At 74.7% G+C, this 10,989-nt stretch carries 6 protein-coding genes; 2 read left to right on the top strand and 4 right to left on the bottom strand.

Translation table 11 applies throughout. The annotated features are described in order from the left end of the window. Window positions 1-427 precede the first annotated feature (427 nt). Window positions 428-3,163, bottom strand: coding sequence for a pyruvate, phosphate dikinase (ppdK, locus tag IE330_RS35655; protein ID WP_373314812.1), 2,736 nt, complete (start codon window positions 3,161-3,163; stop codon window positions 428-430). Window positions 3,164-3,601: 438 nt separating this feature from the next. Beyond that, window positions 3,602-4,834, bottom strand: a complete 1,233-nt coding sequence (locus IE330_RS35650; protein ID WP_190140329.1) for an ROK family transcriptional regulator — start codon at window positions 4,832-4,834, stop codon at window positions 3,602-3,604. Between the two features lie 228 nt (window positions 4,835-5,062). On the opposite strand from IE330_RS35650, the gene IE330_RS35645 reads away from it, so the two are divergent. Both IE330_RS35645 and IE330_RS35640 read left to right on the top strand, forming a co-directional pair. Continuing rightward, window positions 5,063-6,640 carry an MGH1-like glycoside hydrolase domain-containing protein gene (locus IE330_RS35645; protein ID WP_373314811.1) on the top strand — a complete coding sequence of 526 codons (1,578 nt, stop codon included), beginning with the start codon at window positions 5,063-5,065 and terminating at the stop codon, window positions 6,638-6,640. After that, a complete protein-coding gene (locus IE330_RS35640; RefSeq protein ID WP_190140328.1) occupies window positions 6,633-8,621 on the top strand; it encodes an amylo-alpha-1,6-glucosidase in 1,989 nt (662 codons plus the stop codon). The genes IE330_RS35645 and IE330_RS35640 overlap by 8 nt, the downstream gene beginning before the upstream one ends. Before the next feature lie 182 nt (window positions 8,622-8,803). Here IE330_RS35640 and dusB read toward each other — a convergent pair whose 3' ends face one another. Then, complete coding sequence (gene dusB, locus IE330_RS35635) at window positions 8,804-9,979, bottom strand: tRNA dihydrouridine synthase DusB (RefSeq protein WP_190140327.1); 1,176 nt, start codon at window positions 9,977-9,979, stop codon at window positions 8,804-8,806. Window positions 9,980-10,019: 40 nt separating this feature from the next. Further along, the gene (locus IE330_RS35630) at window positions 10,020-10,985 is read right to left on the bottom strand and encodes a helix-turn-helix transcriptional regulator (protein ID WP_229926161.1); all 966 of its coding nucleotides are present in this window, start codon (window positions 10,983-10,985) and stop codon (window positions 10,020-10,022) included. Window positions 10,986-10,989 lie beyond the last annotated feature (4 nt).

Raw genomic sequence — 10,989 nt, 5'->3', positions numbered from 1 at the left:
GTACGGGGCGAGCGGCGCGGCGGCGCCGGGGGGCGCCTGCTGGTGCGCGGGCGCGGACGGCGGCGCGGGCGCGGGCGCGGCCGAGGCCGGGCTCGCGGTGAGCGCCGGGGCGAGCGTCGCCGCCATGCCGAAGGCGAGCAGCGGCACGGTGAGGCGTCGCCGGGCGGGATGAGCCACGTGAGGTCCTCTCTGGTCGGTGGGGCGCCGAGGAGTTCGGCGCACCGCTCACAGGGACGCGAAGCGCGGCACAACACCTCCACCCGACACAAAGGGAACAGGACAAGAACGGCGCGAAACCGCTCAGGCACGCGAAGAAGCGGCACCTCCGCACAAGGTGCCGCTTCTTCGTCGAGGGCCGGGGCCGCCGCCGTATCGGTTGAGGGTCGGGGACACGGCGGCGGCCCCGGGGTCGTGGGCCCGGTGGGGCCTAGCGGTGGTCGCTGCCCTGGGCCTGCGAGGCGGCGCGGCCTGCCTCCAGGCGGGCGACCGGGATGCGGAACGGGGAGCAGGAGACGTAGTCGAGGCCCACCTCGTGGAAGAAGTGGACGGACTCCGGGTCGCCGCCGTGCTCGCCGCAGACGCCGAGCTTGATGCCGGGGCGGGTCGCGCGGCCCGCCTCGACGGCGCTGCGGACCAGGGAGCCGACGCCGTCCTTGTCGATGGTCTCGAAGGGGCTGACGCCGAAGATGCCCTTCTCCAGGTACGCGGTGAAGAAGCTGGCCTCGACGTCGTCGCGGGAGAAGCCCCAGACCGTCTGGGTGAGGTCGTTCGTGCCGAAGGAGAAGAACTCCGCGGCCTCGGCGATCTGACCGGCGGTCACGGCGGCGCGGGGCAGCTCGATCATGGTGCCGATGGAGAGCTTCAGGTCGGTGCCGGTGGTGGCCTGGACCTCGGCGATGACCCGGTCGGCCTCCTCGCGGACGATCTCCAGCTCCTGGACGGTGCCGACGAGCGGGATCATGATCTCGGCGCGCGGGTCGCCCTTGGCGTTCTTGCGCTCGGCGGCGGCCTCCGCGATGGCCCGCACCTGCATGGTGAACAGGCCGGGGATGACCAGGCCGAGGCGGACGCCGCGCAGGCCGAGCATCGGGTTCTGCTCGTGCAGCCGGTGCACGGCCTGGAGCAGGCGCAGGTCGTTCTCGTTGGCGTCCTTGCGGGACTCGGCGAGCGCGACGCGCACGGACAGCTCGGTGATGTCGGGCAGGAACTCGTGCAGCGGCGGGTCGAGCAGGCGCACGGTGACGGGCAGGCCGTCCATCGCCTCGAAGAGCTCGACGAAGTCCTGCTTCTGCTGCGGCAGCAGGGCCTTCAGGGCCTCCTCGCGCTCCTCGTCGGTGTCGGCGAGGATCAGCTTCTCGACCATCTCGCGGCGCTCGCCGAGGAACATGTGCTCGGTGCGGCACAGGCCGATGCCCTGCGCGCCGAACCGGCGGGCGCGCAGCGCGTCCTCGGCGTTGTCGGCGTTGGCGCGCACCCGCAGCCGGCGCTTGCCGTCGGCGAAGGCCATGATGCGGTGCACGGCCTGCACCAGCTCGTCGGCGTCGTCGGCGCCCGCGTGCATGCGGCCCTCGAAGTACTCGACGACCGGCGACGGCACGACCGGGACCTCGCCCAGGTAGACCTTGCCCGTGGAGCCGTCGATGGAGACGACGTCGCCCTCCTCGACGACGGTGCCGTTGACGGTGAGGCGGCGGCGCTTGGTGTCGACCTCCAGCTCCTCCGCGCCGCAGACACAGGTCTTGCCCATGCCGCGCGCGACCACGGCCGCGTGCGAGGTCTTGCCGCCGCGGGAGGTGAGGATGCCCTCGGCCGCGATCATGCCGTCGAGGTCGTCGGGGTTGGTCTCGCGGCGGATCAGGATGACCTTCTCGCCGGAGCGCGACCACTTGATGGCGGTGTAGGAGTCGAAGACGGCCTTGCCGACCGCCGCGCCCGGCGAGGCGGCGATGCCCCGGCCGAGCTGCTTGACCTTCGCGCCCTCGTCGAAGCGCGGGAACATGAGCTGCGCGAGCTGCGCGCCGGTCACCCGCTGGAGCGCCTCGGCCTCGGAGATCAGGCCCTGGTCGACGAGTTGCGTGGCGATGCGGAAGGCCGCGCCCGCGGTGCGCTTGCCGACGCGGGTCTGGAGCATCCAGAGCTGCCCGCGCTCGATGGTGAACTCGATGTCGCACAGGTCCTTGTAGTGCGTCTCGAGGGTCTCCATGATCTGCATGAGCTGGTCGTACGACTTCTTGTCGATCTGCTCCAGCTCGGCGAGGGGCACGGTGTTGCGGATGCCCGCGACGACGTCCTCGCCCTGCGCGTTCTGCAGGTAGTCGCCGTACACGCCCTGGTGTCCTGAGGCCGGGTCGCGGGTGAAGGCGACGCCGGTGCCGGAGTCGGGGCCGAGGTTGCCGAAGACCATCGAGCAGACGTTGACGGCGGTGCCCAGGTCGTGCGGGATGCGCTCCTGGCGGCGGTAGAGCTTGGCGCGGTCGCCGTTCCAGGAGTCGAAGACCGCCTTGATGGCGAGGTCCATCTGCTCGCGCGGGTCCTGCGGGAAGTCGCGGCCCGCCTCGGACTTCACGATCTTCTTGAACGTGGTGACGAGCTTCTTGAGGTCGCCCGCCTCCAGGTCGGTGTCGACCGTGACCTTCTTGGCGGTCTTGGCCTTCTCCAGCGCCTCCTCGAAGAGCTCGCCGTCGACGCCGAGGACGGTCTTGCCGAACATCTGGATGAGCCGCCGGTACGAGTCCCACGCGAACCGCTCGTCACCGGCCTGCTTGGCCAGGCCCTGCACGGACTTGTCGGAGAGCCCGATGTTCAGGACGGTGTCCATCATGCCGGGCATGGAGAACTTGGCGCCCGAGCGGACCGAGACGAGCAGCGGGTCGTCGGCCTGGCCGAGCCGCTTGCCCATCTTCTGCTCCAGGGCGTCGAGGTGCGCACTCACCTCGTCGCGCAGGACCGCGGGCTCCTCGCCGCTGTCGAGGTAGACCTTGCAGGCCTCGGTGGTGATGGTGAAGCCCGGAGGAACCGGAAGGCCCAGGTTGGTCATCTCGGCGAGGTTGGCCCCCTTGCCGCCGAGGAGGTCCTTGAGGTCCTTGTTGCCCTCGGTGAAGTCGTACACGAACTTCACGCCCTGAGTTCCCTGCGGTACGTGGGGATCTTTGTTTTCCGACACGGGTCTCGACTCCTCGAGGACGCGGTGGCTGCCCTGACGGCGAGGAACATACCCAGATCGAAGGCTCATGGGTACGTCCACTTGTGGGTCATACGGCCGTAACCACCCGTGCGCCGCTAGATCGAAAGTGACTCATGGGTAGCGGAATCCGGAATCAATCGTTCAAGTTTTGAAGGGTCAACCCCTGTAGACCCTGGGTTTTGCTCAGATGAGCGAGAAACGCGCCAGGTGTGAGTTCGAGTCGTAAATGATCGAGCAGTGGCACTGAGTGCCACCGCTTGGAGAAGTGCAGTCACGCCAGCGCCGCTCATCTGAGCGCAAGAGCGATCAGGGGTGGCGAGAATCACGCCGTTTCCCGGACTCGCTTCCCGGTATCCGGGCACTTCGCGGAGGCCTCCGGCGTACGCCGTGGACGCCGCGGCGGGCACCGGGTGCCGCTCAGAGGCCGAGCGCGGCGAGCCGCTCCTCGGCGCGCTCGGGTGCGTACAGGTGGTCCACGACCAGCGCGGCCGCCCCGACCAGGCCCGCCCGGTCGCCGAGCCGGGACGTGACGATCTCCAGGTGGGCCGTGGACCGCGGCAGCGCCCGCTGGTACAGCAGCTCCCGTACGCCCGTCAGGAAGGGCGTTCCGGCCAGATCTCCGGCGATCATCAGGACGCCCGGGTTGAGGAGCGTCACGACCGTGGCGAGCACCTCGCCGACGTGCCGTCCCGCTTCCCGGGCGAGGCGCGCCGCCTCCGGGTGCCCGGCCGCGAGCAGCCCGGCCACGTCGGAGCCGGAGGCCGCCGGCACGCCCGCCGCCGTGAGCCGCCCCGCGAGCGCCCGGCCGCTGGCCACGGCGGCCAGACAGCCGTACGCGCCGCACTTGCACAGCGCGGTGGCGCTCCCGGGCACCCACGGCACGCGTATGTGCCCGATGTCCCCGGCGCCGCCGTCCACGCCCCGGTACACGGAGCCGTCCACGACGACGCCCGCGCCGATGCCGGTGGAGACCTTGACCAGGGCGAAGGCCGAGCAGTCGGGGTAGGAGGCGCGCTGCTCGCCGTACGCCATGAGGTTGGCGTCGTTGTCGACCAGCACCGGTACGGGGGCGGGCCCGGCCGCGTGCGCGGCGAAGGCCCGGCCCAGCCGGGACCGGATGTCGTAGCCGTCCCAGCCCGGCATGATCGGCGGCTGCACCACGCGGCCCGTCCCGCTGTCGACCGGGCCCGGCACCGCGAGCCCGATCCCGCACACGGACCGCGCGGCCCGGCCGCCCTCGCGCAGCAGCGCCCCGAACCGGGCGCCCAGCTCGTCCAGGACCCGCTCCGGGCCCTCGTCCACGCGCAGCGGCCCGGTGTGCTCGGCGAGCACGTCACCGGTGAGGGTGAGCAGCGCGGCGCGGGCGTGCCGGGTCTCCAGGTCGGCGGCGAGGACCACGGCGTGCGCGTCGTCGAACTCCAGCCGGGCGGCGGGGCGCCCGCCGAGCGGGGACTCCACCGGGGCCCCGGCGCCCTCGCGCAGCCAGCCCGCGCGGAACAGCCGGTCGAGGCGCTGGCCGACGGTGGCCCGGGACAGGCCGGTGGCCCGCTGGAGCGCGCCCCTGGTGGTGGCGCGGCCGCTGCGCACCAGGTGCAGCAGCTCGCCCGCGCTCGCCTGGGCGGACCCGCGCGCCGCCGTCCCGTTCCCCATGGCCGCTCCTCCTGTCACCTGTCCTGCCGTTGCCGACGGTCCGGTGTCGTGCCGGTCGCCGACGGTCCGGTGTCGTGCCGGTCGCCGACGGTCTTCGTCGCCCTTGCGCGCGTCAACTAGGCGTTACATAGTGGGTTTTGCGCGGCGACCCGACGCAACTCTAGGGTGGACCGGACCGAACTGACAGCCCGTCGGCAGCGGTACGCCGCCGGGTCCGGGGAGAGACACGTGGACCGCACCCCCGCGGCCGCCGCGGCGGCCTCCGAGCCCGCGAGGACGACGTCCGCCGCGCCCGGCGCCGGCCCGGCGGTGTCCCGCGCCGTCACCCCGCGCCGCTCGGACCCCTTACGCGACGCCGCCGCCCGGGTCCTGTTCCGCAACTGGATCGAACGTTCTACCGTCCCCTCGCGCACGCTCTACCCCCACCAGTGGTCCTGGGACTCCGCGTTCATCGCCATCGGGCTGCGCCATCTGTCGCCGCTGCGCGCCCAGCTCGAACTGGAGACCCTGCTGCGCGCGCAGTGGGCCGACGGCCGCGTGCCGCACATCGTCTTCAACCCCTCGGTGCCGCCGGACGCCTACTTCCCCGGCCCCGGCTTCTGGCGCTCCCGCACGGCGGGCCGCGCGGCGGGCGCCCCCGACGCCGTCGAGACCTCCGGCATCGTGCAGCCGCCCGTGCACGCGCTCGCCGCCTGGCTGGTGCACCTCGCCGACCCCGGCCTGTCCCGGGCCCGCTCCTTCCTCGCCCGCCTCCACCCGCGCCTGGCCGCCTGGCACCGCTTCCTGCTGCACCGGCGCGACCTCGGCGGCGCGGGCCTCGCCGCCGTCGTCCACCCCTGGGAGCAGGGTATGGACAACAGCCCCTGCTGGGACGGGCCGCTGCGCCGCGTCCCGCCGGCGGACCCGGGCACGTTCCGCCGCGCCGACCTGCGCCACGGCAGCCCGCGCGAGCGCCCCACGGACCTCGACTACGGCCGGTACGTGCGGCTCGCCGCGGACTACCGGGACCGCGGGTACGGGGCCCACGACGACGCCCACCGGGCCGACCGGGCCCACCACGCCCGCCACGCCGACGCCGCCGCCCGCGGCCCCGGCTTCGCCGTGGAGGACCCGGCGTTCAACGCCCTGCTCATCGCCTCCGAGCACGCGCTGGCCCGTATCACCGGTGAGCTCGGCGTCCCCGCCACGGCCCGGCACGAGCGCGCGGAGCGCCTCACGCGCGTCCTGGTGGAGCGGCTGTGGGACCCGCGGGACGGGATCTTCCGGTGCCGGGACCTACGGGACGACCGGCCGGACGCGCCGGACGCGCCGGACGGACCGGGCGGCGCGCCCGCCGCCGGGGCGCTCGTGGCCGAGCGGGGCGTCACCGGCCTCGTGCCGCTGCTGCTGCCCGGGCTGCCGGACGGCGTCGTCGCCGCCCTGGTGCGCACCGCGTGCGGCCCCCGCTTCGAACTCGGCGGCCGGGCCCGGCTCGTCCCGAGCCACGACCTGCTCAGCCCGGCCTTCGACCCCCGCCGGTACTGGCGCGGACCCGCCTGGGTCAACGTCAACTGGCTGCTCGAACGCGGCCTGCGGCTGCACGGCGAGCGGGCCAGGGCCGACGCGCTGCGCGCGGCGGTGCTCGACGTGGCCGCGGCGTCCGGCTTCGCCGAGTACGTCGACCCGTACACCGGGGACGGCCACGGCGCGCGCGGCTTCGGTTGGAGCGCGGCGCTGGCTCTGGATCTGCACCTGGACACCGGCCGCGGGGGGCCGGCCCACCACACGGCGGGGCCTGGTACGAGGGAGAGGGCTCGACATGAGTGAGCGGCACCGGCACCACCTGCTCGTCCGCGGTACGACGTGCGCGGCCGTGGCCCCGGGCGGCGACATCCACGGCGTCCCGGGCGGCGGCCCGGACGGCCTCTTCGTCCGCGACGCCCGGCACCTCAGCCGCTGGCAGCTCACCGTGGACGGCGCCTTCCCGGAGCTGCTGGCCCCCGCCACGGGCCTCGCCCCCGCTGCGGACGAGGACGCCGACGTGCTGCGCTGCGTGCTCGTACCGCGCGGCGGCCGTGCGGAGCCGCCCGCGTACACGCTCTTCCGCGAACAGGCCGTCACCGACGGCGCGCTGGTCGAGGCGGTGCGGATCACCAGCAACCGCCCGGTGCCGACGACGGTGCGCGCCACGCTGACCTGCGACGCCGACTTCACCGACCAGTTCGAGCTGCGCGCGGACCACCGGACGTACGCGAAGCCGGGCGCGGTCCGCTCCCGCCGGGTCCTGGACGCCGCGGACCCGCACTCCCCGGGCGGCGGCGTGGAGTTCACCTACCGGCGCGGGGACTGGCTGGCCCGCACCACCGTCACGGCCGTGCCCGCGCCGGACGCCGTCGAGGAGACGGGCACCGGGGCGCGGTGCCTGGTCTGGACGCTCGCCCTGGGCGCGCATGCCTCCGCCGAACTGGCCCTGACGGTCACCGCCGCGCCGCACGGCGCGCCACCGCCGCCGCGAGCGCCCGCCTCACCGGAGGCGGCGCGCCGCCAACTCGCCGCGGCGCGGCAGCGGTTCACGGCCTCCGACCCCCTGCCTGCAGACCGGCCCCGGCTGGCCGCCGCGTGCGCGCGGGGGCTCGCCGACCTGGCGGCCCTCCAGGTGCCCGCGCGCGGGCCCGACGGGGAGGAGCTGCTCGTGCCCGGCGCCGGGGCGCCCTGGTTCCTCACGCTGCTCGGCCGCGACGCGCTGCTCACCTCGCTGTTCCTCCTGCCCCATCTGCCGGGGCCGGCCGCCGCGACGCTGACCGCGCTCGCCGCGGCGCAGGCCACGGAGGCCACCGCGGGGCCGGCCGCCCGGCCCGGCAAGATCGTGCACGAGGTGCGCCACGGCGAGCTCGCCCACTTCGGGCAGGTGCCCTACGGCCGTTGCTACGGCTCCGTCGACGCCACCCCGCTCTTCCTCGTCCTCCTCGGCGCCTACACCGAGCGGACCGGTGACACCGCCCTCGCCCGGCGCCTGGAGCCGCACGCCCGCGCCGCCGTCGGCTGGATGCTCGACCACGGCGGGCTCACCACGCACGGTTACCTCGTCCACCGCGCCGAGGAGGGCGGGCCCGCCGACCGGCACTGGAGGGACTCCCCCGGCGCGATCTGCGGCGCCGACGGGGCCCGGCCCGCGGGCCCGGTCGTGGTGGCGGGCGCGCAGGGCTACGCGTACGACGCGCTGCGGCGGGCCGAGGGGCTGGCGCGGGCGGTGTGGGACGACGCCGGGTACGCGGACCGGCTCGGGCGGGTGGCGGCGGGGCTGCGGGAGCGGTTCCGGAGCGACTTCTGGATGGCGGGGCGCGGCTTTCCCGCGCTCGCCCTGGACGGCGCGGGGCGGCAACTGGACGCGCTGGCCTCCGACGCGGGGCATCTGCTGTGGTCGGGCCTGCTCGACAAGGAGCAGGGCGAGGCGGTGGGCCGCCGCCTCCTCGAACCCGACTTCTTCTCCGGCTGGGGCGTCCGCACGCTGGCCTCCGGCCAGGGCGCGTACCATCCGCTCTCCTACCACCGGGGCGCGGTGTGGCCGCACGACAACGCCCTCATCGCGCTCGGGCTGGCCCGCTACGGGCTGCACGACGAGGCCGGGACGCTGGCGCGGGCCCTCGTCGACGCCGCCACGGCCGGGGCGGGCCGCCTCCCCGAAGCCCTGGCAGGCCAGGCCCGCACCACTCACCCCACCCCCATCCCCCTCCCCCACACGTCCCTTCGCCCCTCCCGTACGGCAGCCACTCCCCTGGCCCTCCTGACCGCCACGACCCCGGCCTGACCACGGGGGCTCCCGCCGCCCGCCCTGTGGGCAACGGGTCCGCCCTGGGGGCGGAACGGGTGGGCACAGGGCGGAACCCGCAACGCCGGGCTGCGCCTCCGGCCCATCGCTGCCGGGCATGCGGGGCGTCCCGGGGCCGGCCCCGGCAGGGGAAAGGGCGGGTGGGCGGGAGGGAAGGGGGATCAGCCGCCGGAGGTGTCGAGTTCGGCCTCGGCGGAGATGCCCGCGCAGTCGTACGGGTCGCGGAGCCAGCCGTCCGGCAGGACCACCCGGTTGTTGCCGGACGTCCGCCCGCGAGGCCCGTCGGCGCCCTCGGGCCACCCCTGGTCCAGGTCCAGCTCGTCCAGGCCCGCCCGCAGCTCGGCGAGCGACGACGTGACCGCGAGCCGCTTGCGCATCTCGGACCCGACCGAGAACCCCTTCAGGTACCAGGCCACGTGCTTGCGGAAGTCGATCACGCCCCGCGACTCGTCGCCGATCCACTCGCCGAGGAGCGCCGCGTGCCGCACCATCACGTCGGCGACGGTACGCAGCGTGGGCCGCGCCACATCCCCCGTACGCCCCTCGAAGGCGGCGACGAGGTCCCCGAACAGCCACGGCCGCCCCAGGCAGCCGCGCCCGACGACCACCCCGTCGCACCCGGTCTCGCGCATCATGCGCACGGCGTCCGCCGCCGACCAGATGTCGCCGTTGCCGAGGACGGGGATCTCCGGCACGTGCTCCTTGAGGCGGGCGATCGCGGACCAGTCCGCGGTGCCGCCGTAGTGCTGCGCGGCCGTCCGCCCGTGCAGGGCGATCGCGGTGACGCCCTCCTCGACGGCGATGCGCCCCGCGTCGAGGTAGGTGATGTGGTCGTCGTCGATGCCCTTGCGCATCTTCATGGTCACCGGCAGGTTCCCGGCGCCGCTCACGGCCTCGCGCAGGATGGCCCGCAGCAGGTTCCGCTTGTACGGCAGCGCGGAGCCGCCGCCCTTGCGGGTGACCTTGGGGACGGGGCAGCCGAAGTTCAGGTCGATGTGGTCGGCGAGGTCCTCCTCCGCGATCATGCGGACGGCCTTGCCGACGGTGACCGGGTCCACCCCGTACAACTGGATCGAGCGCGGCTTCTCGCTCGCGTCGAAGTGGATGAGCTGCATGGTCTTCTCGTTGCGCTCGACCAGCGCGCGGGTCGTGATCATCTCGCTCACGAAGAGGCCCTTGCCGCCGCTGAACTCCCGGCACAGCGTCCGGAACGGCGCGTTCGTGATGCCCGCCATGGGCGCGAGCACGACGGGCGGCCGCACGGTGTGCGGGCCGATCGCCAGCGCGGCCGGCGGGGCGGTCGGGGCTGGCGGCGACGAAGGCTGCGGCTGGGACATCGGGCGGCACTCCGGTGGCGTACGGGAAGCGGACAAGCCTCTATTGTCCCTCAGCGCGACCACCCCTCGGCCCGGGCCCGCCTCCCGGCCCGCCGCCGTCCCCGGCCGGGGCCCGCCCCACCCCGGTCCGCGACCGCCCCCTGCGGCTGCTGCCCCAGCTCGTGACCGGCTCGTCCGGCAGCTCGGCGAGCCGCTCCAGGCGCGCCTCCGTCTCGTCGTCGGCGGGTACGTACGCGACGAGGCGGTACGCCTGGGTCTCCGGGGACAGCCACATGGTGCGGTGCTCCAGGCTGAGGAGCCCCACCCGGGGGTGCTGGTAGCGCTTGACGTGGGGGAGCATCGTGGCGAGCTCGTGGCGCTCCCACAGCGCGCGGAACTCCGCCGAGACCCCCAGCAGCCCGTCGAGCCGCTCCTTCCAGGCGGGCTCCGCCAGGTGCTCGGCCATGCCCGCGCGGAACTTCGCGATGAGGTCGCGCAGCATCTCGTCGCGGTCCAGGAAGGTCTCGCGCCAGCGCCTGCTGGTGGTGAGCAGCCACAGGCAGTTCCGCTCGTGCGGCGGCAGCTCGGTGAGCTCGCCGAAGACCTGCGCGAAGGGGCGGTTGTGCGCGAGGACGTCGTAGCGGGCGTTCTGGAGGGTCGCCGGGTAGGGGGCGATGCGGTGCATCAGGCGCAGGGCCGTGCCGGAGACCAGCGGGCACTCGGTCTCGGGGCGCGGGTCGACGACGCCCGCGAGCGCGAAGAGGTGGCCGCGCTCGGTCTGGTCCATGAGCAGCGCGCGGGCCACGGCGTCCAGGACCTGCGCGGACACCCGGATGGCGCGCCCCTGCTCCAGCCACGTGTACCAGGTGACGCCCACCGCCGCGAGCTGCGCGACCTCCTCGCGCCGCAGGCCGGGCGTCCGCCGCCGGGCCCCGCGCGGCAGGCCCGCCTGCTCGGGCGTGATGCGCTCGCGGCGGCTGCGCAGGAAGGCGGCGAGCTCGCGCCGGCGGGAGGCGTCGTCCGCCACCGGG

Origin of the sequence: Streptomyces longispororuber (assembly GCF_014656095.1) — a bacterium.
GTDB classification, from domain to species: domain Bacteria; phylum Actinomycetota; class Actinomycetes; order Streptomycetales; family Streptomycetaceae; genus Streptomyces; species Streptomyces longispororuber.
This window is presented reverse-complemented; position numbering and strand designations above follow the sequence as displayed.